The 26,191-nt window shown below is 37.8% G+C and carries 18 protein-coding genes and 1 pseudogene; 15 read left to right on the top strand and 4 right to left on the bottom strand.

Features of this window, described 5'->3' with window-relative positions; genetic code table 11:
- Positions 1-216 precede the first annotated feature (216 nt).
- Positions 217-6,570, bottom strand: a pseudogene (locus K5S59_RS00820) (DUF7619 domain-containing protein); the annotation flags it as partial.
- A gap of 233 nt (positions 6,571-6,803) precedes the next feature.
- Here K5S59_RS00820 and K5S59_RS00825 point away from each other — a divergent pair.
- Entirely contained in the window at positions 6,804-7,874 is a 1,071-nt protein-coding gene (locus K5S59_RS00825; RefSeq protein ID WP_212981919.1) for a hypothetical protein, read from the top strand.
- A 51-nt stretch (positions 7,875-7,925) separates the two neighbouring features.
- Positions 7,926-8,981, top strand: coding sequence for a hypothetical protein (locus K5S59_RS00830; protein WP_000896222.1), 1,056 nt, complete (start codon positions 7,926-7,928; stop codon positions 8,979-8,981).
- A 29-nt stretch (positions 8,982-9,010) separates the two neighbouring features.
- Here K5S59_RS00830 and K5S59_RS00835 read toward each other — a convergent pair whose 3' ends face one another.
- Positions 9,011-9,451 (bottom strand): DUF2621 domain-containing protein, encoded by a 441-nt coding sequence (locus tag K5S59_RS00835; protein WP_000889383.1) that lies wholly within the window; start codon positions 9,449-9,451, stop codon positions 9,011-9,013.
- Between the two features lie 103 nt (positions 9,452-9,554).
- Positions 9,555-9,851 (bottom strand): hypothetical protein, encoded by a 297-nt coding sequence (locus K5S59_RS00840; RefSeq protein ID WP_000262403.1) that lies wholly within the window; start codon positions 9,849-9,851, stop codon positions 9,555-9,557.
- 245 nt (positions 9,852-10,096) lie between these two features.
- On the opposite strand from K5S59_RS00840, the gene K5S59_RS00845 reads away from it, so the two are divergent.
- Positions 10,097-10,684 carry an AAA family ATPase gene (locus tag K5S59_RS00845; RefSeq protein WP_236078353.1) on the top strand — a complete coding sequence of 196 codons (588 nt, stop codon included), beginning with the start codon at positions 10,097-10,099 and terminating at the stop codon, positions 10,682-10,684.
- Positions 10,681-11,253 carry a DJ-1/PfpI family protein gene (locus K5S59_RS00850; RefSeq protein ID WP_000722202.1) on the top strand — a complete coding sequence of 191 codons (573 nt, stop codon included), beginning with the start codon at positions 10,681-10,683 and terminating at the stop codon, positions 11,251-11,253. Before K5S59_RS00845 ends, K5S59_RS00850 begins: the two co-directional genes overlap by 4 nt.
- 13 nt (positions 11,254-11,266) lie before the next feature.
- Here K5S59_RS00850 and K5S59_RS00855 read toward each other — a convergent pair whose 3' ends face one another.
- Entirely contained in the window at positions 11,267-12,214 is a 948-nt protein-coding gene (locus tag K5S59_RS00855; protein WP_120450751.1) for a class I SAM-dependent methyltransferase, read from the bottom strand.
- A 194-nt stretch (positions 12,215-12,408) separates the two neighbouring features.
- On the opposite strand from K5S59_RS00855, the gene hutP reads away from it, so the two are divergent.
- The 11 genes from hutP (at position 12,409) to K5S59_RS00910 (ending at position 26,191) form a co-directional block, all read left to right on the top strand.
- Entirely contained in the window at positions 12,409-12,849 is a 441-nt protein-coding gene (gene hutP, locus K5S59_RS00860) for a histidine utilization transcription antiterminator HutP (RefSeq protein ID WP_000926521.1), read from the top strand.
- A 104-nt stretch (positions 12,850-12,953) separates the two neighbouring features.
- A complete protein-coding gene (gene hutH, locus K5S59_RS00865; RefSeq protein ID WP_000631837.1) occupies positions 12,954-14,471 on the top strand; it encodes a histidine ammonia-lyase in 1,518 nt (505 codons plus the stop codon).
- Positions 14,472-14,494: 23 nt separating this feature from the next.
- Positions 14,495-16,153 carry a urocanate hydratase gene (gene hutU, locus K5S59_RS00870; RefSeq protein WP_000416710.1) on the top strand — a complete coding sequence of 553 codons (1,659 nt, stop codon included), beginning with the start codon at positions 14,495-14,497 and terminating at the stop codon, positions 16,151-16,153.
- 12 nt (positions 16,154-16,165) lie between these two features.
- Entirely contained in the window at positions 16,166-17,437 is a 1,272-nt protein-coding gene (gene hutI, locus K5S59_RS00875; RefSeq protein WP_000887547.1) for an imidazolonepropionase, read from the top strand.
- Positions 17,416-18,387, top strand: a complete 972-nt coding sequence (gene hutG / locus K5S59_RS00880; protein WP_120450749.1) for a formimidoylglutamase — start codon at positions 17,416-17,418, stop codon at positions 18,385-18,387. The genes hutI and hutG overlap by 22 nt, the downstream gene beginning before the upstream one ends.
- A 283-nt stretch (positions 18,388-18,670) precedes the next feature.
- A complete protein-coding gene (locus K5S59_RS00885; protein ID WP_000486326.1) occupies positions 18,671-19,132 on the top strand; it encodes a CarD family transcriptional regulator in 462 nt (153 codons plus the stop codon).
- Positions 19,133-19,730: 598 nt separating this feature from the next.
- Positions 19,731-20,858: an alkene reductase gene (locus K5S59_RS00890; RefSeq protein WP_000204413.1), complete on the top strand. Its 1,128-nt coding sequence runs from the start codon at positions 19,731-19,733 to the stop codon at positions 20,856-20,858.
- 67 nt (positions 20,859-20,925) lie between these two features.
- Complete coding sequence (locus tag K5S59_RS00895) at positions 20,926-22,494, top strand: FMN-binding glutamate synthase family protein (protein ID WP_000005180.1); 1,569 nt, start codon at positions 20,926-20,928, stop codon at positions 22,492-22,494.
- A gap of 303 nt (positions 22,495-22,797) precedes the next feature.
- Positions 22,798-24,276: a sodium/proline symporter PutP gene (gene putP / locus K5S59_RS00900; protein WP_000687614.1), complete on the top strand. Its 1,479-nt coding sequence runs from the start codon at positions 22,798-22,800 to the stop codon at positions 24,274-24,276.
- A gap of 340 nt (positions 24,277-24,616) precedes the next feature.
- A complete protein-coding gene (locus K5S59_RS00905) occupies positions 24,617-25,555 on the top strand; it encodes a ring-cleaving dioxygenase (RefSeq protein WP_000412752.1) in 939 nt (312 codons plus the stop codon).
- 24 nt (positions 25,556-25,579) lie between these two features.
- Positions 25,580-26,191 (top strand): alpha/beta hydrolase, encoded by a 612-nt coding sequence (locus K5S59_RS00910; RefSeq protein ID WP_098239561.1) that lies wholly within the window; start codon positions 25,580-25,582, stop codon positions 26,189-26,191.

The raw sequence follows: 26,191 nt of genomic DNA on the forward strand, positions 1-26,191 counted from the left end.
CGGAAATTAGTCAAAAATGAGGAAATCTGTATGTAATCACAAAATGAAGTGGATATGGAACATGAACAACTAGCGTTGTTTGCTTAGAGCTTATCATTATTAGATGAAAAGAAAACTACAATATAGGTGGACCGCGGTATGCCGTGAAAGTGGCACGTACCGTGCGGATCGGGGGAAAAGTTGGAGATAACCTCAAAGACTTACCTATCGACAATTAATGATATCACCTAGTGTAACTGTTTCCGGCGTAGCTGTTTTTTGTGGATTTAATATAGCTGTATTTACATTCGTTGTGTTAATTGGCGTAGGGTCTGTAATGGTAATAGGAGGTTCACCAGGAACTGGTTCATATGTGAAAGTAACAGTTGCTTGATTTCGAATGATACCACCAGGTGGTACGCTTGTTACTCTCGCTTGGAATTGAACAGTAATTGTATCGTTCGGATTGACTGTACCTACAGGTATACCCGCTACAGGATTTGCTCCAAGGTCTGGAACGCCATTTATTACAACGCTACCTGGAACAAATGTTAGCCCATTTGCTAATGGATCAGTAATGATAACGGAAGTTGCAGGGACTGATCCGCGATTTTGGAAGGTTACGGTATACGTTATGATTTCATTTATATCTACAATTTGTTTGTCTGCTAGTTTATTTGGGTTAGGAGTAGGCGTAATAACGGATACTTCAACAGTTGGAGTAGGATCTGTAATGGTAATAGGTGGTACGCCAGGGTTTGGCTGGAATGTGTAAGTGACAGTTGCAGTGTTTTTAATAATACCGTCTGGCGGGAGCGCAGTTACAGTAACTTGATAAGTTAATGTAATAATTTGCCCCGGGGTTACGGTTCCGACATTTACACCACTATTTGGATTTGTTCCAGGTGAAGAAATACCATTTATCGTCACACTATTCACTATGAAAGTAGTACCAGCTGGAGTAGGGTCTGTAATAATAACATCTGTCGCATTTATATTCCCGACATTTTGGAACGTAATTGTATAAGTGACAGTATCACCGAGATTAATAACTTGAGGGTTTGCTTGTTTGTTCGGGTTAGTAGTAACTTCACTTACTTGTGTCTTTGTAGTAGGAGTAGGTGTAGTAATAGATACAGGTGGTCTAGTAGGATCTGGCTCATATTGGAATGAAACGGTCCCTTCATTTTCAATAAAGCCTGTTGGTGGTATTGATGTTACTTGAACTTGGAAAGTTACAACGACTGAAGTGTTAGGTTCTAGTGTACCGATAAGAATTCCGGAACTAGGAATGATGCCTGGTTGTGTAACACCATTTATCGTAACGCTATTCGGTATGAAAGTGGTACCGGCTGGAATAGGATCGGTTACAAGTATATTTGTTGCAGGGACAGTACCTGTATTTTGCAAGGAGATTGTATAAGTGATTGTGTCACCTAATAAAGCAAATACTTTATCAGCAGATTTTGTAGGGTTCGTTGTTGCAGTGTTGACATTTGTAGTAGTAGGCGGCGTTGGAGTAGTTACCGTTACTGGTGGTTCTCCAGGATTAGGTTGGAATGTGTAGGTGATAGTAGCTTCATTTACAATAATTCCGTTAGGTGGTATGGAAACAACACGAACTTGGAAAGTTACAACGACCGATTCGCTAGGGTTTAATGTGCCAAGGGGTATGCCAAGGGCTGAATCTATATTACTAGTTGGAGTGCCGTTAATTGTAACGCTATTTGGAATGAAAGTAGTTCCTGTTGGGATGGGGTCTGTAAAAACGATGTCTGTCAGTTGTACAGTTTGTAAGTTTTGGAAGGTAACGGTGTACGTAATAATATCACCTATATCAACGTTGTTTCGATCAGCTGTTTTCGATGGATTAATAATACTATTAATGATTTCAGTATTAACTGGTGGTGTTTCTTCTGTTTCTGTAATAGGAGGTTCATTTGGATTAGGCTGAGATGTAAAGTTGACTGAACCAACATTTGTAACAACCCCGTTAGGAGGTATATTTGTAATCGTTACTTGGAACGTGATGGTTACGATTTGATTTGGTTGTATTGTACCGATAGGTATCCCAATACTTGGATCGACACCTGGTTGTGAACCACCATTTACTGTAACAGAATCTACAATGAATTGTGTGCCTACTGGTGGTTGATCAATGACAGATACATTTGTCATAGGAATATTTCCATTGTTTTCAAGGGTGATCGTATAAGTGAGTGCATCTCCAATGTTAGCGATTGGTAAATCTACGGTTTTTGTTGATTCTAACTCTGCATTTTGTACAATTGTTTCTGCGATTGGAGTAGGTGTGGTTGTTGTAATAGGTGGAAGAGTAGGGTCTGGTTGAGATGTGTAAGTGACATTTGCTGTATTTGAGATGATGCCATTTGGTGGTAAAGCAGTTACTTGTACTTCTAAAGTAACAGTCACTATTTGTCTAGGGTTTAATGTTCCAACTGGGATTCCTGTTGTTGGTGTTAAATTAGGTTGTGGAATGCCATTAATCGTAACACTTCCAGGAATAAATGTAGTTCCAGTAGGGATAGAATCAGTAATAATGACATCAGTTGCAGGTATATTACCAGTATTTTGAAGGGTAATAGTATAAGTGAGCGTATCACCAATACTTGCAAACTCACGATCTACTGTTTTTTGCGGGTTCGGGTTAGCGGTACGAACAGGTAAAGTGACAGTAGGAGTTGTTTCTGTCGTTGTAATGGGCGGTTCGCCAGGAGTTGGTTGCGAAATATAGGTCACGCTTGCTGTATTTTCTATTTTTCCGTTAGGTGGAATAGCATTTATTTGTATTTGGAATGTAACAGTGACGGTTTCACCAGGGTTAACTGTACCGACGGAAATACCTGTAATCGGACTTACACCAGGTTGAGGGATAGTATTTACTGTAACACTATTCGTAACAAAAGTTGTACCAGGTGGCAAAGAGTCTGTAATTGTTACACCTGTAGCAGGTATAGTTCCTTGGTTTGTAAATGTGACAGTATAAGTTACAATATCGCCAATTTCTGCAAACGTAAGGTTTGCCGTTTTTGTTGGACTTATGACTACAGTTTGGATAGGAGTCGTTGTTTCAGGAGTTGTTTCTGTTTTTGTGACTGGAGGTAAGTTTGGATCAGGTTGATAATTAAATGTTACACTCCCTTGATTGCGTATTTCGCCGCTAGCAGGAATGTTTACTACCCGTACTTGGAAAGTAATGGTCACTCGTTCGGAGGGTGCTAAAGTTCCAAGTGAAATTCCTGATGATGGATTGGTTCCTGCTTGAGGAATACCATTAATGGTAACACTATCTGGAACAAATACAGTACCAGCGGGGATAGAATCTATTACTGTTATATTCGTAGCAGGTACAGTGCCCGTGTTTTGAAATGAGAGCGTATAGGTAATGATGTCATTCAATGCGACAGAAGAGCGATCTGCCGTTTTTTGTGGATTCAGTGTTGCGGTATTAACTGCTGTTTCTGTTTCGGGAGTTGTAATTGTTGTCGTAACAGGAGGTTCATTCGGGTTTGGCTCATATGTGAATGTTATATTTGCTTGATTTCTAATAACTCCCCCGGACGGGATACTATTTACTACACCTTGGAACGTAACTGTAATACTTTGACCAGGATTCACAGTGCCGACTGGTATACCAATTTCGGGATTTTCTCCAAGGTGTGATGCTCCATTTACGACAACGCTGCCTGGAACGAATGAAACACCAGATGGAAGTGTATCTTTCACAATAACATTTGTAGCAGGAACGGTCCCTCTATTTTGGAATGTTACGGTAAAAGTAATCGTATCTCCTAAATCAGCAATTTGTCGATCAGCAGACTTTGTAGTCGTCGGATTTGGATTGTTAATTGGGATGTTCACACTTGGAGTGGTAGTAGTTGTTGTAACGGGAGGCTCACTTGGATTCGGTTGATATTGATAAGTGAAGGATGCTTGGTTTCTAATTGTTCCGTCCAGAGGCAAGCTTGTAACTGTAACTTGATAGGTAACTGTAATCGTTTCTCCGACATTGACTGTTCCAAGTGAAATGCTGAGCTCTGGGTTTTCACCAGGTGCAGGCACACCATTAATTGTGACGCTATTTGTAATGAATGTTGCTCCAGGCGGTATAGGGTCAGTAAGGTTCACATTTGTAGCAGGAACGGTTCCTAAGTTTTGGAATGTGACAGTGTAGGTAATTGTATCTCCGATATCGACAAATTGACGATTAGCTGATTTTGTCGGTGTAACAATGACGGTATCTACGTGTGTTTCAGTTATAGGAGTTGGTGTGATTTTAGTGACAGGAGGTTCTGAAGGAGTTACTACATATGTTGAGGATACGGTACCTTGGTTTTGAATAATTCCGTTTGGAGGAGCACTAATAACGCGGACTTGAAAAGTAATTGTAGTCGCTTGATTTGGATTTAATGTCCCAATTAATATACCGTTTTCAGGGTTCGCATTTGGTTGTAACACTCCGCCGACTGTAACACTATTTGGAATGAAAGTTGTTCCATTTGGTATAGGGTCAGTAAGGATTACATTAGTAGCGGGAACAGTTCCATTATTTTGTAAGCTAATTGTATACGTAATGGTATCACCGATATCGACAAATGCACGATTAGCAGATTTGGTTGGATTAACTGTAGCTGTATTAACTGCGACAGTTGTAGGTGTAGTCGGTTCCGTTGTTGTAACAGGTGGTAAGTTCGGATCAGGTTGATACGTATAAGTTGTTGAAGCCTCGTTTGTAATAACACCACCAGCTGGTACTTGTGTAACAAGAACTTGGAATGATAGTGTTTTTGTTTCACCGGGGTTAATTGTACCAACTGGAATTCCGGTTGCAGGGTTCGAGTTTGGAACAGGAGCGTTATTTAAAACTACACTATTTGGAATAAATGTTGTACCGGCAGGAATTGTGTCTGTAAAAATTACGTTTGTAGAAGGGATAGTGCCATCGTTGTTAAATGTGACAGTGTAGGTAATGATATCGCCAATATCAACAGCGGTTTTATCAGCCGTTTTTATCGGATTCGTAATTGCTGTATTAACGGGTACAGTGGTAGGTGGAGTAGGGTTTGTTGTTGTAATTGTGGGTTTTGTTGGGTCAGGTTGATAGGTAAATGTTACATTTCCCACATTTCGAATGACTCCGTTTGCAGGGAGGGAGTTTACTTGAACTTGGAAAGTAACCGTTGATGTGGAGCCAGCTGCAATGGTCCCAACTTGTATGCCGCCAGATGGATTTACACCAGGTTGTACGGTCCCATTTATTGTCACACTGTTTGGAACGAAAGTAGTTCCAGCCGGGATCGGATCAGTCACAATAACATTAGTTGCGGGTATATTTCCTGTGTTCGGTAAAGTAATCGTATACGTAATAATATCGCCAATATCAGCAATTTGTGGACTAGCAGTTTTCGTTGGGTTTACAATTGCAGTTCGTACAGAAGTAGTAGTTGGAGGTGGTGTTGTCGTCGTAGTAGTTGGGGGTTCAGTCGGGTTCGGCTGTGACGTATATGTTACATTGGCTTCGTTAGTAATCGTGCCATTAGTTGGTAGAGAAGTGACTTGGACTCGAAATGTGACGGTTGTAGTTTGGCCAGCAGGAATCGTACCTAACGGAATATTTGTTGGTGTTACACCAGATTGTGCGGTTCCATTAACTGTAACACTGTTTGGAATAAAAGTAGTACCAGTAGGGATAGGGTCGGTGATAGAAACATTCGTTGCTGAAATATTACCATTATTTGGAACAGTAATGGTGTAAGTAATGATGTCACCAATATTCACAATTTGTTGATTTGTATTTTTAGTCGGATTAATGATAGTAGCATTAATTTGTGTTTCAACTATATTACTTGTAGAGTTTCTGTTAATTGGTGGTTGACTTGGTGGATTGTATTGAAAACTTGAAGTTGCACTGTTCGGAATAGGGTTAGGTGTAGGAAGGCTATTAACTCGAACTTGAAAAGTAATTGTAGCACTCCCGTTTGCTGCAATCGTTTCAACATTTATACCAGTAGCAGGATTATCGGCAGTAGAAGTACCATTAACTGTAACGCTACCTGGAACAAACGATGTGCCAGCAGGAGGTGTATCTGTAACGATAACATTATTGGCAGCTAATGGAGCTGCGTTTGTAGCAGTAATGGTATACGTAATCGTATCACCGATGGTAGCGATTGTTTTATCTACTGCTTTTGTTAATGCGACATTAGCTGTGAAAATATCTGTATTAACGATATTGCTTGTTGCTGTTCGATTAATAGTGGGGGCATTAGGAGCTGGTTGAAATGTGTATCCAAATGATGCTATGTTACTGGCAACGGGTGGGGTAGGAATACTTGTTACATCTACTTGAAAAGTAATTGTAACAGAGCCACCAGCAGGAATGTTATTGATAGGAATCCCAGTTGAGGGATTGCCAGTTGTTGGAGCACCGTTAACAGTTACACTGTTTGGAACGAAAGTGGTGCCAGCTGGTATGGGGTCTGTAAATGTAACATTTTGGGCAGGAAGTGTACCGGTATTTTGAACAACGATTGTATAGGTTAAACGACTTCCTATTGTTGCTATTGCCATTAGATTCGTCCTTTCTAAATGAATTTAAATCCGATCAATGGTTCTATTTGTAAATATTTATGAAAAATGAGCTCGTCATTGCATCCTATTCAAATATAAATGAATAGGAATAGGCAAAGGCTTTTTTTTGCCTAAATGAGCTCGTACGTATATAAATGGAACTTTTTCTTTTTGCTCGCATTAAATGAAATAGCGAGAAAATATTTATTTTATATAGAAAGGAAGTGAAATTTTTGGCTTTCGTACAAACATATACGAAAACGGATTCTATATTTATGGTGCATACAGGAAATACAGTCGGTATGCGTGGTATTACAACAGCGACGGCTTATCAATACAACGCATTAATTACAAGAAATACTGGATCAACTTTTGCAGGAGTTCCGTCTTCTACAGATCCATTAACTTTCGCAGGAACGACGAATGATTGGACATTAAATGGTTCTTGGGTAAGGTTAAATCCTTCACTAACAGACGTACCAGCAACAGCCACTGTAGATTTTGCAATGTTAGTTTGGCAAGGAACATTGGGAGGAACTGTTACAGAAGCGGTAGTAAATGCGAATACTCCGACATTCAGAACCCCGGATGATGTGACTCATACTATTACAAGTACGCCTGCGTGGGGAGAAACAAGATCGAGTGGGACATTTCAAGGTACGATTTATACACGTGCAGCTAATGTGACAAGTGTTCTTCAAGGGCTCCCTGATCGTGCTGTAGGTGATTATTTTGTAGAACGTGTTCCAACGGCAAATCCACCTTTGCAAGGAACAGGAGTAGGATGGGCATTAGTTGTTGTGTATCGTGATAATTCATATCCTGTCAGGAATGTTAGTTTATATACTGGTTTACTCATTTCTACATTGGGTGAGACAGCGACGATTTCAAATTTCATCACTCCAGCTGTATCGCCGGTTAATGCTCGTGTATTTACAATGGCAATTAATGGTGATACAGATGCGACAGGTGATAGATTTAACTTAAATGGTACTGGACTTTCAGGACCTAATAATTTAATAAACAACTTTTTTGCTTCACAGGTAAATAATTATTTAGGAAATTTAGATACAGTTGGAAGTTTTGGGGATAGAAATATGCCAATTGGTACTTCTGCGACTAACCGTCGTGCGGAATTTGATGTGACAAATGTACCTGCAAATGGCGTATTAACAGCTGCATCCACTTCTACTACGGTTAATATCCCAAATACATTTGATTATATTTACGCTGGTGCTGTTGGTTTGCAAATAGATTTAGCGGAGGCACGTTTAACTGCTACAAAATCAGTAACTGTAAGTTGAAATAATAGGAAAAGTTAATGAAAATTTTTATCCTAATAGGAGTGAGTTCTATTGGCTTTCGTTCAAGCTTACGGTAAAAATGATAACTTATTTATGATACACACAGGCAATACGATGGGAATGCGAGGTACTGCTAATACAAACTTTGCTTACAATGCGCTTATAACATTAAATACAGATTCTACTTTTGGAGGAGTTCCTTCATCGACGGATCCGAATACATTTGGAGGTACAACAAATGATTGGACATTAGATGGTTCATGGGCTGAATTAAATCCGGCAACTACTATTGTTCCTGTTACAGCTGTTGTAGATTTTGCATTACTTGTTTGGTCAGGGGGATTGGATACTGCTGTTACAACTGCTGTTGTTGATGCGAATCCTCCAAATTTAGTTACGCCTGATGGAACGAGTACACAAGTGACAATTAATTCAGCGTGGTCATCGGAAGGGACGAATTTACCCTTTATAGCTAATGTTTATAATCGAGCAGCAGACGTTACATCTTTACTACAAGGGTTACCAAATCGAGCAGCAGGAAGATATAGCGTAACAAGATTACCTACACGTCAGCCAGTCGGTTATGGTGCGGGATGGTCGTTAATTGTTGTATATCGTGATTCCTCATATCCGATGAGAAATGTGAGTTTATTTCCAGGGTTTTTATTATCAGGGACACCACAAACTCTTTCAGGATTCTTTACACCAGCTACAGGAACGGTGACGGCAAGGAGTTTTGTAATGGCAGTGAATGGTGATCCGAATTTTACAGGAGATAACTTTCAATTGAACTCTGTAACATTAACGGGACCGAATAATCCGTCGGGGAATTTTTTTAGAGGGCAAGTGAATGACATTAATGGAAATTTAAATACAATAGGTAGTTTTGCAGATCGAAATTTTTCTGGAACAACTACTAATGCAAATGCGAGAGCTGAATTTGATATTACAAATGTAAATGCAACAGGTTCTATTGCACCAAATACGACATCTACACAAGTAAACATTACAGGTACAGGCGATACGATTTATACAAGTGCGATTGGATTACAAATCGACTTGGCAGAAGCTAGATTAACAGCTGTAAAATCGGTAACTGTAAGTTAAAAAAGATTGCTATAGGCTAGCAATCTTTTTTACGATGAGGATTTTGTGAGTAAAGATTGATAATGAGAATAATCAATCTTTTTTTCTTGTAGTTTTTTTACTAAAAATTTATGATCACGCTTCGGTGTAGCAATAATATATCCTTTAATAATTAAATCTTGTGTGATTTGAGAGGCTTTTTCTTGTAATGCAAGTTCTCCGATTTTGCCAGCAATTTTTGATTTAGCAACATCGCGAAATAGTTCTGGAACAGGACTTACGAGCTCTTCTAACAATTGTTTTTGTTCGTCATCCCATAAATGCCTAGTTTTATTAATATAGTGCTCTTCCCAATCTAAAATGGACATCCCATCTTCTTTTGGTAATCGTTTTAAAAATTTTCTGAACATAAAATATCCACCGATAGACATAAGTCCTAATAAAATAACAGTCCATAGCACAATGAACCAGCTGAACCATCCTTCGAGCAAGTGTATCCCCCCTTAATGATTGCGGTTTTCTATTATTCATATTATAAACAGTGAGATTCATAGAAAGCAAGAACGCTTGGTCATTTTGACCAAGCGTTATCATTTAAACAAAGTATAGTTGTTCCACACATAAATTATTATTATCATCTTCTACATATTCAATGATTAATGTGCCAACTTTACGATCTTTATCTTCAGTTGTGAAAATAGAGTAAGAAGTAAAACGTGCTGTTGATAGGCCGCTTATATGTGTAGGTAAAGAAATGTAGTCGTTATCGCGGAAGAATTCCATCAGTTCAATATCCTCAAATTCTTTTCGGTCAACTTGTTTGTTTGTATAGCGGCGTTGAAGTTGTTTTAAAGACTCATTCCAAGAAATTGCTTTTGTATCGTATACCATTGTTCTATCTCCTTACTGTATGTAATCGTTAAGAACATACGTTCTAAACTAGTATACTCTTTTTATTAGAAAAGGGAAAGCAAAAAATAATGTAAGCTTGGATTTCCAAGCTTACATTATTGATGCGTCCGTCACAATCTCTATTTTTTATTATAAGTTAGATAAGAATAAGAAACAAGATGATATATATATTGTTGATGGTATTGAAAATTCTGTATATTGTAGATGTACTAAAGTGCAAGGGAATGAGAGGAATGGCAAATGTAATTTCACTCCAAGGACCGATGGTAAGTGGAAAAACAACATTGGCTAAAAGGTTAGAGCGATGTGGACTTTCAGTTATATATGAAAATCCATATCCAATTGTAGAAAAGCGAAAACAATTAAAATTGGATATGAATTCAAAAGAAGGATTTATTATAAACCAAAAAATGTTTATGGAAGCAAAAATAAAGGAGTTTCAAAATGTGAAAAATTCAGTCGTTATTTTTGATCGTGGAACAGAAGACATTGAATTTTCCACACTTTTTTATCCAATGACTATAGGGAAAGAGTGGGATATAGAAACTGAATTGAAAGATGAATTATATAAACTAAGAGAATGTTGTTCAGATGCGATTTTTTATTTAGATGTCACGAAAAAGAATGTATATGATAGAAAAAATAGCGATAGGACAAGAAATAGAAGTACATTTGAGGAGCAATTTAAATTAATAGAAACTGAAAAGGAATGGTATAAACAATTTCCTGTAACTTATGTAGACACGAATAGGTTAACAATGGACGAATTAGAGGCATATTTTATGAGATGGTTGAAGGAGAGAGGGTTATGAAAAAAATACTTTTATTCGTATATCCAACATTTGCGGAGTTTGAAATAACGGTAGCTACAGCATTGCTGAAAAATAAATTTGAAATCATTACAGCAAGTGTAACAAAAGAATTGATTATTAGTGAAACAGGTTTGCAAGTGCAACCACATATAGAATTAAGTGAAGTGCGTGTAGAAGAATATGAGGGGATTATTATTCCAGGCGGAGATGCAATACATATGAAGGATGCAGAAGTACTCTTTACAGTCATTCGCCAATTTTATGAACAAGAAAAATTAGTAGCTGCGATTTGTGCTGGACCGTATGCACTAGCAAAAGCAGGCTTATTCAAAGCGATCTCGTATACGGTGACTATGGATTATCAAAAATTAGATTGTTTTCCATTGGGGAATTTTGTATATGAAGAAGTTGTGCAACACTCAAATATTATTACAGCACAAGGACATGCTTTCGTACCATTCGGAATAGCGATTGCCTCTTATTTTGGAGTAACAAACGAACATAATATAAATTTTTATGGTGGTAAGGGGAATGTGATGATGGAGGAGCTTTTGCCTGAGAATGTGTAAAAGCTAGCATTTGCTAGCTTTTTTCTTTTTGACATCGATAAATGGCTAACGTTTTCGGATCGCGCCATATACCGTTATGAATTGCCAATTCATTTTCTACTTCTTTTTTTAGCCATTCCTTCATTTCGGCGTGAAGACATGTATTGTCAGGTATATTTAGTGATGGAAACATGCTAGAAATATAGTTGATAATTGGAGTAGCATGATGGAAAACGAGTGCATTGTGAATAATAGTTTCTTCGACAGCTGGAAAAACAGACTGTAATATCTCTTTACCATTTTCTAAACAAAATGGAGTGACTGATGATGTTGTTTTCGGTAAATCAAATGCGTCTAACATGCGGTTACACATTTCAACTATACGAGGTAATGTAACGTCAGAATTTGTTGTAGCTAAAAGTGAGCCACCAGGACGTATTACTTTATGGAATCCTTGGACTGTTCTTTCGACGTCTTTCATGTGGTATAACATATGTCTTGCGACGATCCAGTCGTAGCAATTAGCTTCGAAAGGAAGTTTACCAGCATCACCTAGTCTCCATTCAATTATGCTATTTTTTATTGTAGCTTCAGAAAGCATCGTTTTCGATTGATCCAAACCTGTTAAAAGTCCTGTATGCCCGTTAGTTTGTAAAAGGGAAAGAAAATTCCCGTTAGCGCACCCAACCTCTAATATTTTTTCGACTCCTTGAAGTTGTAAATGATATATGACGACTTCATCTAAATTCACATGTTTTTCTTCATAATGTTTATGTGTATCGATACGTGTCTGTAAATGGTTGCTTACGTTGTATTGGCGTTTTACATCATTCATCTTTTCGTATTCCACTTTCGTACAAAATTGCTGAATCGCGTGCGTTAATACGTCAGTTTTCTTTAAACCTTCGTAATGAAGTGCAGATTCAAACCTTTCAAGTAATTTTTCTTCAATTCGAAAATGAATATCTTTTCGCTTCGTCAATGAAATCTCGCTCCTTTGCATCTGTTAGTGAGACTATAGCACGCATAGAAAATTTGTGTAAATCATTTGTGTACACAAATGGAGGAGATGAAAAAATTGTTTGAATGTGAGTTTAAACTATTGACGATTTAACCGTTTTCATATATTCTTAAATTAAGAAATATTCAAATAATTAAAAGAAATGAGAGAGTCACATGCTTCTTCAAGGAACACATCGAATTGGTCGTATGGCCATGTTGTTGGCACTTGCGGATGAGAATGAAAGCCCTGTATTATCTATTCCTAAAGGTTGGAAGTATTGTACGGGGAAAGTGGGTTCGATGAATTCGCAAAAAGTTGTAGCAGCAATGGAAACAGCGGCTAAGAGCACCCAAGTTATTGAAACAGACGTTTACAGAGAAACACATGCACTTTATCATGCAATTATGGAAGCTTTGTACGGAGTGACGAGAGGTCAAATTCAGTTAGCAGACGTTCTTCGTACAGTAGGACTTCGCTTTGCGATTGTGCGCGGTACACCATACGACGGAAAAAAAGAAGGCGAATGGGTTGCTGTTGCATTATATGGAACGATTGGTGCACCTGTAAAAGGATCTGAGCATGAGGCGATTGGTTTAGGAATTAATCACATATGATTTGCCCATAGTCTATTAGTTAGAAGGGGGCCTTACTTTTTTTAGGACAGAAGTCTGTCTTAAAAAGATAAGGTCCCCTTTTGCCTTTTTAAGGAGGAAAAAGAATGATTACGTTAACAGGACACACATTGACAATTGAAGAAATGAAGAGGTTGTTACTTGAAGGAGAAGGTGTAACAGCTTGTCCAAATAGTATGCAAAAGGTGGCAGAGTGCCGCGAAGTAGTTGAGAAAATTGTAGAGGACGGAAAAGTCGTTTACGGTATTACAACTGGATTTGGAAAGTTCAGTGACGTGCTTATTCAAAAAGATGATGTAAAAGCACTTCAACACAATTTAATTCAGTCACATGCATGCGGAATAGGCGATCCATTCCCTGAAGAAGTATCACGCGGTATGTTAATTTTACGAGCGAATACGATGCTTAAAGGAGTATCTGGCGTTAGACCGCTTGTTGTAAATATGCTTCTTGAGTTTGTAAATCGTAAAATTCATCCAGTCGTTCCGCAACAAGGTTCACTTGGTGCGAGTGGCGATTTAGCACCTTTATCTCATCTTGCGCTTGTATTACTAGGTGAAGGTGAAGTGTTCTATAAGGGGAAACGCGTTCATGCGATGGTGGCTCTTACAGAAGAAGGTCTTGAGCCGATTGAACTTGAAGCGAAAGAGGGGCTTGCATTAATCAATGGTACGCAGGCGATGACAGCGCAAGGAGTTCTTTCTTATATAGAAGCAGAAGCAACGGCTTATCAAGCTGAATTCATTGCTTCGATGACAATTGAGGGGTTACAAGGCATTATTGATGCATTTGATGAAAATGTTCATAAAGCACGTGGTTATAAAGAGCAAGTGGAAGTAGCGAGCAGAATTCGTGACATCCTTCATGATAGCAAATTAACAACAAAACAAGGAGAACTACGAGTACAGGATGCCTATTCACTTCGCTGTATCCCGCAAGTACACGGTGCTTCTTGGCAAGTTTTAAATTATGTGAAAGAAAAATTAGAAATTGAAATGAATGCAGCAACAGATAATCCACTAATCTTTGATGGCGGAGAAAAAGTAATTTCGGGTGGGAATTTCCATGGTCAACCGATTGCGTTTGCGATGGACTTCTTAAAAGTAGGAATGGCGGAACTTGCAAATATTTCAGAGCGTCGTATTGAACGTTTAGTAAATCCGCAATTAAATGATTTACCTCCATTTTTAAGTCCAGAACCAGGACTTCAGTCTGGTGCAATGATTATGCAATACGCAGCAGCGTCACTTGTTTCTGAAAATAAAACGTTAGCACATCCGGCGAGTGTTGATTCAATCCCGTCATCAGCTAACCAAGAAGATCACGTAAGTATGGGAACAATCGCTTCACGCCATGCACATCAAATTATTCAAAACGTAAGACGTGTTCTTTCAATTGAAATGATTTGTGCGATGCAAGCTGCAGAATATCGCGGTATTGAAAAGATGAGTACAGTGACAAAGAGCTTCTACCATCAAGGTCGTCAGCAAGTACCTTCTATTACTAATGACCGTATATTCTCAACGGATATTGAAAATATTGCGTATTGGTTAAAAACGAATTATTCAATAAAAGAAAGATTAGATGTAAACGCAGCACTATAAAATGAGAAAAGGGAGAGATTGAAATGGAAAAAGTTAAACAAACAATTCGCGCGCCAAGAGGTACTGAGTTACAAACGAAAGGATGGGTTCAAGAAGCTGCACTTCGTATGTTAATGAACAATTTAGATCCTGAAGTTGCTGAAAAACCAGAAGAATTAGTTGTATATGGAGGAATTGGCCGTGCAGCTCGTAACTGGGAAAGTTATCAGGCGATTGTAGATTCATTAAAAACGTTAGAAAGCGATGAAACATTACTTGTTCAATCAGGAAAACCAGTTGCAATCTTTAAATCACATGAAGATGCACCACGCGTTCTTTTAGCGAACTCAAACTTAGTACCGAAGTGGGCGAACTGGGATCACTTCCGTGAACTAGAGAAAAAAGGTCTTATGATGTACGGACAAATGACAGCAGGTAGCTGGATTTATATTGGAACACAAGGTATTTTACAAGGAACATATGAAACGTTTGGAGAAGCGGCACGTCAACATTTCGATGGTTCATTAAAAGGTACAATAACACTTACTGCTGGTTTAGGTGGTATGGGTGGTGCACAGCCTCTTGCTGTAACGATGAACGGCGGTGTTGTTATTGCTATTGATGTTGATAAGCGCAGCATCGATCGTCGTATTGAAAAGAGATATTGTGATATGTATACAGAATCGTTAGAAGAAGCGTTAGCAGTTGCGAACGAGTATAAAGAGAAGAAAGAACCGATTTCTATAGGCTTATTAGGAAATGCGGCAGAAATTTTACCAGAGCTAGTGAAGCGTAATATTACGCCAGATTTAGTTACGGATCAAACATCTGCTCATGATCCATTAAACGGTTATATTCCAGTAGGCTACACATTAGAAGAAGCAGCAAAACTTCGTGAAGAAGATCCAGAACGTTACGTACAATTATCAAAAGAAAGCATGACAAAACATGTAGAAGCAATGCTTGCTATGCAAGCAAAAGGCGCAATTACATTTGATTACGGAAATAACATTCGCCAAGTTGCTTTCGATGAAGGTTTGAAAAATGCGTTTGATTTCCCAGGATTCGTTCCAGCATTTATCCGTCCATTATTCTGCGAAGGAAAAGGACCATTCCGCTGGGTAGCACTTTCTGGTGATCCAGAAGATATTTATAAAACAGACGAAGTAATTTTACGTGAATTCGCTGACAATGAGCATTTATGTAACTGGATTCGTATGGCTCGTCAGCAAGTTGAATTCCAAGGTCTTCCATCACGTATTTGTTGGCTTGGTTACGGTGAGCGCGCGAAATTTGGTCGCATCATTAATGAAATGGTTGCAAATGGTGAATTATCAGCACCAATCGTTATCGGCCGCGACCATTTAGATTGCGGGTCAGTAGCATCTCCAAACCGTGAAACAGAAGCGATGAAAGACGGTAGTGATGCAGTAGCCGACTGGCCAATTTTAAATGCATTAATTAACAGTGTAAACGGTGCGAGCTGGGTATCTGTTCACCACGGTGGTGGCGTTGGTATGGGTTATTCACTTCACGCTGGAATGGTTATCGTTGCAGATGGAACAGAAGCAGCAGCAAAACGTATTGAACGCGTATTAACTTCTGACCCTGGTATGGGTGTTGTTCGTCACGTTGATGCGGGATATGACTTAGCTGTGGAAACTGCGAAAGAAAAAGGCGTTAACATTCCAATGATGAAATAAGGAGGAGAAAACATGCTGGACACTTTACTAATAAATATCGGTCAATTACTAACAATGGATCAAGAAGATGGCTTGTTAAGACGGGAAGCGATGAACACGCTTCCTGTTATCGAAAACGGTGTGATTGGAATTGAAAATGGCGTAATTACTTTCGTTGGAATAGCGGAAGAAGCGAAAGGATTACAAGCGAAAGAAGTTATTGATTGCGGAGGGAAAATGGTTTCTCCTGGTCTTGTTGACCCGCATACTCACCTTGTATTTGGTGGATCTCGTGAAAATGAAATCGCACTAAAATTGCAAGGAGTTCCGTACTTAGAAATTTTAGAACAAGGCGGAGGTATTCTTTCAACTGTAAATGCAACGAAACAGGCGTCGAAAGAAGAACTTGTTCAAAAAGCGAAATTCCATTTAGACCGTATGCTATCTTTCGGAGTTACAACTGTAGAAGCGAAGAGTGGTTACGGATTAGATGATGAGACAGAATGGAAACAATTAGAGGCAACTGCGCAATTACAAAAAGAGCACCCGATTGATTTAGTTTCCACATTTTTAGGTGCTCATGCAGTTCCGAAAGAGTATAAAGGGAAATCAAAAGAATTTTTACAATGGATGTTAGACCTACTACCAGAAATGAAAGAGAAGCAATTAGCTGAATTCGTTGATATTTTCTGTGAAACAGGCGTGTTTTCTGTTGAAGAATCAAAAGAGTTTTTATTAAAAGCGAAAGAGCTTGGCTTTGATGTGAAAATTCATGCAGATGAAATTGACCCTCTTGGTGGTGCGGAAGCAGCGGCTGAAATTGGTGCAGCATCAGCCGACCATTTAGTTGGCGCTTCTGATAAAGGAATTGAAATGCTTGCAAACTCTAATACAGTAGCCACTTTATTACCAGGAACAACTTTCTATTTAAATAAAGAAAGCTTTGCCCGCGGCCGAAAAATGATTGATGAAGGTGTTGCAGTTGCATTAGCTACAGACTTTAACCCAGGCAGCTGTCCAACTGAAAACATTCAGCTTATTATGAGCATCGCAATGCTGAAGCTGAAAATGACACCAGAAGAAGTTTGGAATGCAGTAACAGTTAACTCTTCTTATGCTATTAATCGAGGCGATGTAGCTGGGAAAATTAGAGTTGGTCGCAAGGCAGATGTAGTTTTATGGGATGCTTATAATTATGCTTACGTACCGTATCATTACGGCGTAAGTCATGTAAATACAGTATGGAAGAATGGTAATATTGCATATACAAGAGGTGAACAATCGTGGAGCACGGCCACTATTTAAAGAAGAATGCAAAGTTTATCGATCGTGAAGTGACGAAATGGAGTGAGATGATTAAAGATTGGGAGGAAGGTGTAGAAATATTCGGTGCTGCCTTAATTGGAGCACCCCTTTCTAAACCATCTATTAGTCATTCAGGAGCGAGTTTTGCACCAAAAACAATTCGTACGATGTTAGATGCATATAGCACGTACGCAATTACAGAAGAACACGACATGAAAGAAAGTGTCTTATATGATTGCGGCGATATTACGATGCATGTGACGGATATAAAAGAAAATCATAACCGGATTGCGAAAACAGTTGGTCATGTAACGAAAGTAAATCCGAACATGATACTAATCGTTCTTGGCGGGGATCATTCGATTAGTTTTCCGAGTATAACAGGATTTGCAAACAGTAAAGGAAAGATCGGTATTATTCAATTTGATGCCCATCATGATTTACGTAATTTAGATGATGGTGGTCCGTCAAATGGTACCCCTTTCCGTAGTTTACTAGAAAATGGTGTCATTACAGGAAAACAACTCATTCAAATCGGTATTCGTAATTTTTCAAATGCACGAGCATACCATGAATATGCAAAAGAACATGGGGTGACAGTGTATACAATGAAAGATGTACGAGAGCGAGAAATAAAAGATATTATGACGGAAAGTATTGAAGTATTAAGAAAGCAAGGCGTGACTTCTATTTATATTTCTCTTGATATGGATGTACTAGATCAAGCATTCGCGCCAGGTTGTCCAGCAATTGGCCCTGGCGGAATGGATAGTATGACTTTACTTGATGCGATTGAATTCCTTGGTAAAGAACCGCTTGTGCAAGGTATGGATATTGTAGAAATCGATCCAACCCTCGATTTTAGGGATATGACGAGCCGAGTAGCTGCGCAAGTGATTATGAGTTTTCTTTTAGCGAGGGAAACAGTCCGTAAGCAGGTTAGTATATAACGTGAAGTTAATAGAGGGTTTTTACCGATTCCGTATAAAAAGAGACACATTACTACTCATATGTAGTAATGTGTTTTTATGTAAAAAGAGAAGGCGAAATTAGAGTGTATATATGTGTGGGAAAGTTAAGAAGATTGTGGGTTTTAAGTGATATTTTACGACTTTATTTTTTGGGTTTGAAAGGATTGACACTAAAAATAATTTTATGATAAAATAAAAATTTTGCTAAAAAAGTGAATGTGTGTTAAGATTGAGAAGGTTACCATATATGGAGGTGGATTATTTGTTTCAAATTGGCGATAACATTGTTTATCCAATGCAAGGAGCAGGTATAATTAAAGCCATAGAAGAGAAGGAAATCGCAGGGAAAAAACAACAATATTATGTTATAAAAATGTCGGGTAGTAATATGGAAGTAATGATTCCGGCAGGGAGAATATTGAGCTCAAATATACGACCAGTCACGGATATAACAGCAATAGCACACATATTGAATATTTTTCAACATGGAGAATCTGATAGATTACTTACGTGGAAACAAAGGTATAAATTGAACACTGATAAAATAAAGACGGGTAAAATACAAGAAGGTGCTGAAGTTGTACGTGATTTATTACGTATGCAGAAAGAAAAAGCACTTAATGCAAGCGAAAAGAAAATGTTAGATAACGCACACGAATTTTTGATTAGTGAACTGGGATTAATTGAAGGTATCACAGAAAGTCAAATAAAAAGCTTTTGTTAAGATTCATTACAAATAATGTATTAGATCCCAAAAAAGGTTTTGAATTTTTTGGGAACATAATTATAGAAAATTAATCATTTCAAAGACATTCAACTCTTTCAAACCACTTTTAGAGCATTAACCTCTTTTGTTATTACTACAATCAAATCCATTTTTATTTTTTAATTCTTTACGAATGTTCGAAGTTTAATTAAACACTTCGATAGAATAGTTACTTGATTTTTGCAATCCTGATTCACACTGGCACGGACGAGGAGCCGTAAGGATGAAAGAGAGGTAGGGCTTTCATTGTTTTAGGTTTATAAGTTATTATTTTTAGAAGAATACTGAACCACTCTCACTTCTACTGCTAAGGAATTTTTTATATGTGAAGAGATAATAATTGTTTATATTCTTTATATAAAAGAGATAAACAAATTGACAACCATATATGGTCAACTAAAAAAGGTTTCCTACTAAGGAAGCTTTTTTAGTTTATTTATAGCATTCTATTTGTTTTATATTCGAATATTTCGTGTTTAAAGCGTATAAATTGACGTTACTATTTAAAAGTAAGTATGATGCGATTATAGTAAGAATATTTTTAGGGGGAAGAAAAATGACAAGTTCAAATAATAAAGCAGCAAGTATTTATGAAGGAACAAATATAAACGCTTGGGGATCTTTTGAAAACATTGAAGAAACGAAGTTGTTTGATCCGATTCAAATTGGATCTTGGTCTCTTCGTAATCGTATAGCAATGGCACCGATGACGAGATGTTTCGCAAATCATGAAACGGGAGTAGTTGGTACTGATGTAGTCGAGTACTATAGAAAGCGTGCAGCTGATGGAGTTGGATTAATTATTACAGAGGGAATCGTCATTAGCCCAAGAGCAAAAGGAAATCCAGGAGTACCAGGAATTTATACACAAGAACAAATCGATTCGTGGAAGCCTGTTACAGAGGCAGTACATAAAGAAGGCGGAACGATTATTGCTCAAATATGGCATGTTGGACGTATGAGTCATCACGAAATAATTGGTGGGCAAATGCCACAAGCACCGTCTGCTATCGCTGCAGAGGGAAATGTTCCACGTTTTCGTAAACCGTTTGATACGCCAGAAGCAATGACGTTAGAAGAAATACAAGAAGTGATCGGTCAATACGCACAAGCTGCGAAGAATGCAATTGAAGCTGGATTTGATGGAGTAGAAATACACGGTGCACACGGATATTTAATCGATCAATTTACTTATGAGTTTGCAAATAAGCGTACTGATAAATACGGCGGAGACTTAAAGGAAAGGTTAACGTTTATGAAAGAAGTAACGGCGGCTGTAATAGAAGCTGTTGGAGCTAATAAAACACTTCTTCGTTTCTCTGCTTTCAAAGGTGATAATCCTACTTATATGTGGGAAAACCCTGAGCTTGCAATTGAAACGTTTATAAATATGTTCAAAGAAGTTGGATTAACGATGATTCACCCTTCAACGATGAATTATACGGCAGTTATTGCTGACGGAAAGAATTTTCATCAATTAGTAAGAAAATATTGGGATGGTACGATCGTAGGAGTAGGGAATTTAAATCCGAAAGAGGCTGAAGAAGCGTTGCAAGAAGGAACGATTGATGTAGCGGCATTCGGAAGACCTTTAATTGCTAATCCAGATTTTGTTCATCGAATTAAAAATGCTGAAAGTTTAGTTGAATATGATGCGAAAGAGCATCTTGTTACATTAATTTGAATAAAGATAAAAGGAGAACACATCAGGTGTTCTCCTTTTATTATGGATTTTCATAGGAGGAAGCGGGATGAGTGAAACGCTACTCGTTATTATTAGTATATTGCTCTTATTCATGCTACTATTAATCATTTTTTTTATTATTACATTTTTTATTAAAAAACGGACGCATCATTCTATATTAAAGCTACATCCATACTTAGGAAGGATGCGTTATTTACTTGAAAAGATAGGGCCGGAATTTAGGCAATATTGGTTTGATCATGATACGGATGGAAAGCCTTTTTCACGGTATGATTTTCAAAGTGTAATGTTTTTAGCGAAGTACCGTTCTGAAATACTTGGCTTTGGATCAAAACGAGATTTTGATACATCTGGTTATTATATTGCTAATACATTATTTCCGATATTAACAGAAGAATTAAGTGTGAATGTAGCGCAAGGACGTGAAGGGAAAAAGTATGTGATTCATAAAGAAGGTTTATTTTCACGAAGAGAAAAATTGACAGCGGATACAACGAATCTTTGGTTATATGAAGAAGATGATGCGGTTATCGTCGGTGAAAATCGTAAATATCCATGGAAACTGTATGGCATGTTTGGAGCATCAGCAACTTCTTACGGTGCGATTGGCGAAAATTATATATTAGCGAGTGGATTTGGTGCGAAGATGGCTGGCGGTTCGTGGATTAATACGGGAGAAGGTGGTGTAATACCGGAGCATTTACATACAGGTGCAAATATCGTTGCGCAAATTGGTCCGGGTTTATTTGGTTACCGTGATGAGGATGGTAATTTTTCAATGGAGCAATTCATGGAGAAAGCGAAAGAAAGAAATATTAAAGCATTCGAATTGAAATTTGGGCAAGGGGCTAAAATACGTGGCGGTCATCTAGAGGGACAAAAAGTAAATGAGAAAATTGCTTCTGTTCGAAATGTACGAGAAGGAGAAACGATTAATTCACCGAATCGATTTTCATTTTTAAATAATGCAGCAGAGACACTTTATTTTATTCAACAGCTGCAAGAAAGCGGCGGTAAACCAGTTGGAATGAAAATTGTAATTGGACAGCAGGGGCCGTTGGAAGATTTATTCAAAACGATGAAAGAGTTAAACATCTATCCAGATTTCATTACAATTGATGGTTCAGAAGGTGGATCAGGAGCAACATATAAATCGATGGCAGATAGTATGGGAATGCCGCTTATTCCAGCATTATTAACTTGTATTGATACAGCGAGTCATTATGGTGTTCGGAATAAATTCAAAGTGTTTGCCTCAGGGAAATTAATTACACCAGATAAAGTGGCAATTGCTTTAGCTATTGGTGCTGATGCTATAAATTCAGCACGCGGGTTTATGATGGCAAGTGGCTGTATCATGGCGCTTCAATGTAATTCGGGGCAATGTCCATCTGGTGTGGCGACGACGAATCCTCATTATCAAAAAGCGTTAGATCCGTATGAGAAGAAATGGCGCGTCATGAATTATGTTGTTAGTATGAGATATAGTTTGTTCTCACTTGCGGGAGCAGCGGGAGTAAAGAGTCCACGTCATTTAACGAGAGAGCATATTGTGTTTAAAGATGAGGTGGGGCGGGTGGTGCCTCTTTCGGAACTGTTTCCTACTAGTAAATAGAAAATAAGCTATGTTTAATAGATTAAAAGTCATACATTTGTATGGCTTTTTAATTTGGAAATGAGGAGTGAAAAAGTGCACGAAAAATTTTCTGAACATTTTTACTTTAATTTATGTTGAAAGCCGGGTAATCCACTGGGATAAAGGCGTTTATAAAGGTTTTTACATGTAGTGAAATTGGCTTGTTCACTTGAAAGAACAAAAAATGTTTGGTAAGGTAGGGAACCATAAGCGAAAACAAGAAAATAGAAAAAGTCATTTTTCGAAATTTTGAATGGCTTATGTAACTAAGGGAGAGATTTGGTGAAGATTGAGATTATGGTTTCGCTTGCTATTTATATGGCAGGTATGTTGTATATCGGTTATTGGTCTTATAAGAAGACATCCGATTTATCAGATTATATGTTAGGCGGAAGGGGACTCGGTCCAGCAGTTACAGCTTTATCAGCTGGTGCTTCTGACATGAGTGGTTGGATGCTAATGGGATTACCTGGTGCGATGTATGCAACAGGGTTATCAAGTGTATGGATTGCGATAGGTTTATTAATAGGTGCTTATGCAAACTATTTAATTCTTGCCCCGCGTTTGCGAACGTATACAGAAGTGGCAAATGATTCAATTACGATTCCAGACTTTTTAGAGAATCGTTTTAAAGATCGTACAAAAATACTTCGTTTTGTCTCCGCTATCGTCATTTTAGTATTTTTCACATTTTATGCGTCGGCTGGTTTAGTATCAGGTGGACGTTTGTTTGAGAACTCTTTCAACCTAGATTATAAAGTTGGTTTATTTGTAACTGTCGGTGTCGTAGTTGCTTATACACTATTCGGTGGCTTTTTAGCAGTAAGTTGGACCGACTTTGTGCAAGGGTGTATTATGTTTATTGCTCTTGTATTAGTACCAATTGTTGCTTTTACAGATGTGGGCGGTGTAACAGAAACATTCAATACAATTAAGGAAGTTGATGCATCGCGTTTAGATATGTTTAAAGGGACTACAATTCTTGGTATTATTTCATTTTTAGCATGGGGTCTCGGGTATTTTGGTCAACCGCATATTATTGTGCGCTTTATGGCGATTACCTCTATTAAAGATTTAAAAACTTCTCGTAGAATCGGTATCGGTTGGATGACAATTTCAATTATAGGTGCAATGCTTACTGGTTTAATTGGTATTGCTTATTACGCTAAAAATAAAGCGACGTTACAAGACCCAGAAATGGTCTTTGTAACATTCTCAAATATTCTATTCCACCCGTACATTACTGGGTTTTTATTATCAGCTATTTTGGCTTCGATTATGAGTAGTATTTCCTCGCAATTACTTGTTATTTCAAGTGCGGTAACGGAAGATTTCTATAAAACATTTTTCCGTCGTGACGCAAGTGACAAAGAACTTGTATTTATCGGTAGGCTGTCAGTATTAGTAGTAGCTATGATCGCAGTTGCTTTAGCGTATCATCCTAGTGATACAATTTTAACACTTGTCGGTTATGCTTGGGCGGGATTTGGTTCAGCATTCGGACCCGCTATTTTATTAAGCTTATATTGGAAGAGAACGAATAAATGGGGCGTTCTTGCTGGTATGGTTGTAGGTGCAGTGGTTGTTATTGCTTGGGTACAAATTCCAAGTTTAAAAGCGACTGTGTATGAAATGGTACCTGGATTCTTCTTTAGCTTATTAGCTGTTATTGTTGTAAGTTTATTAACGAAAGAACCAGTGAAAGCAATTCATCGTGAATTTAATGAGATGGAAGCAGTGCTGGAAGAGGAAACGAAATAATTAGAGAAGAGAGTAAACGAAACTGGCGTTTACTCTCTTTTTATTTAAAATGAAAATAAGGAACTTGTTGACAACTAAAAGTAAGTAACTTATAATAAATTCAAGTTCAAGATAATTTGTGTTACGAATAAAGATTTCAGAGGGAGTAAATATTTTTTGGGGATTATCTCGAATTTGAGATAATTTCGATAAGCTAGATATTGATGTGTAATTTTATGATTAATATCTCGAATCCGAGATAAAATTATAATAGAGGATTTTACTTTGCAGTATGGACAAAATGAATAATGAAATTGAATGTATAAAAGTTTTAAAAATGAAATAAAAAGGGGCGGAGAAAATGGAAAAGAAAACAATGGGGATACACCATATTACAGCAATCGTAGGAAATCCACAAGAAAATGTAGATTTTTATGCTGGTGTGTTAGGTTTACGTTTAGTGAAACAAACAGTGAATTTTGATGATCCAGACACGTACCATCTTTATTTTGGTAATGAAGGAGGAAAGCCTGGAACAATTATTACGTTTTTCCCATGGGCAGGTGCTCGTCAAGGCATTATTGGGGAAGGTCAAGTAGGCATTACGTCTTATGTCGTACCAAAGGGTGCAATGGAGTTTTGGAAAAATAGATTAGAAAAATTCGATGTTTCTTATACAAAAATGACTCGATTTGGAGAGCAGTATTTAGAGTTTGATGATCCACATGGTTTGCATATAGAATTAGTTGAAAGAGAAGAAGGCGAATTAAATAATTGGAATTTTGGAGAAGTTACACCAGAAGTGGCAATTAAAGGATTTGGCGGTGCTGTTCTTTTATCTGCACAACCTCAAAAAACTGCTGAATTATTAGAGCATGTTATGGGTCTTGAGAAAATTGGAGAAGAAGGTGAATTTGTTCGATTCCGTTCTTCTGCTGATATTGGAAATATTATCGACTTGAGATTATCAACAATCGGACGTGGCCAAATGGGTGTTGGTACAGTTCATCATATTGCTTGGAGAGCGAGTGATGATGCTGATCAATTAGATTGGAAAGGGCATGTGTCTCGTTTTGGATATCACGTAACTCCTGTACAAGATCGAAATTATTTTAACGCAATTTATTTTAGAGAACACGGGGAAATCTTATTTGAAATTGCAACAGACCCTCCTGGTTTCGCTCATGACGAATCGTTAGAGACGATGGGTGAGGAATTAAAGTTACCGGAGCAATATGAACCACATAGAAAACAAATTGAACAAACACTTTTACCATTTGAAGTGAGAAATTTAGATTAAAGTGATTGAAAGGGGAAAAGGATTATGATGAAACATGTTTTTCAAAAAGGAAAAGATACGTCAAAACCAGTGTTGTTATTACTTCATGGTACAGGTGGTAATGAATTAGATTTATTACCACTTGCAGAAATAGTTGATCCGGAAGCATCTGTATTAAGTGTTAGGGGGAATGTATTAGAAAATGGCATGCCACGTTTCTTCCGCCGATTGGCAGAAGGCATTTTTGATGAAGAGGATTTGATTTTCCGTACGAAGGAATTAAATGAGTTTTTAGATGAAGCTGCAAAAACATATGAATTTGATAGAAATAACATTGTAGCTATCGGTTATTCAAATGGAGCAAACATTGCTGCAAGCTTATTATTCCATTACGATAATGCATTAAAAGGCGCTGTGCTTCATCACCCAATGGTGCCTAGAAGAGGAACACAATTGCCTAATTTAGCAGGAAAATCCGTGTTTATCGCTGCTGGGACAAATGACCCGATTTGTTCATCAGCAGAGTCAGAGGAATTGAAGGTACTATTAGAAAATGCAAACGCTAATGTAACAATACATTGGGAAAATAGAGGTCATCAATTAACAATGGGTGAAGTAGAAAAAGCAAAAGAATGGTATGGCAATACAGTATTATAA

It is taken from the genome of Bacillus sp. BML-BC051, from assembly GCF_019656175.1.
GTDB lineage: Bacteria > Bacillota > Bacilli > Bacillales > Bacillaceae_G > Bacillus_A > Bacillus_A mobilis.

Coding starts and splice junctions, on each gene's coding strand:
- K5S59_RS00895 (WP_000005180.1), top strand. CDS start 20,926: ATGAGTGAAACGCTACTCGTTATTATTAGTATATTGCTCTTATTCATG.
- K5S59_RS00850 (WP_000722202.1), top strand. CDS start 10,681: ATGAAAAAAATACTTTTATTCGTATATCCAACATTTGCGGAGTTTGAA.
- hutI (WP_000887547.1), top strand. CDS start 16,166: ATGCTGGACACTTTACTAATAAATATCGGTCAATTACTAACAATGGAT.
- K5S59_RS00890 (WP_000204413.1), top strand. CDS start 19,731: ATGACAAGTTCAAATAATAAAGCAGCAAGTATTTATGAAGGAACAAAT.
- K5S59_RS00845 (WP_236078353.1), top strand. CDS start 10,097: ATGAGAGGAATGGCAAATGTAATTTCACTCCAAGGACCGATGGTAAGT.
- K5S59_RS00905 (WP_000412752.1), top strand. CDS start 24,617: ATGGAAAAGAAAACAATGGGGATACACCATATTACAGCAATCGTAGGA.
- hutP (WP_000926521.1), top strand. CDS start 12,409: ATGCTTCTTCAAGGAACACATCGAATTGGTCGTATGGCCATGTTGTTG.
- K5S59_RS00840 (WP_000262403.1), bottom strand. CDS start 9,851: ATGGTATACGATACAAAAGCAATTTCTTGGAATGAGTCTTTAAAACAA.
- hutU (WP_000416710.1), top strand. CDS start 14,495: ATGGAAAAAGTTAAACAAACAATTCGCGCGCCAAGAGGTACTGAGTTA.
- hutH (WP_000631837.1), top strand. CDS start 12,954: ATGATTACGTTAACAGGACACACATTGACAATTGAAGAAATGAAGAGG.
- K5S59_RS00910 (WP_098239561.1), top strand. CDS start 25,580: ATGATGAAACATGTTTTTCAAAAAGGAAAAGATACGTCAAAACCAGTG.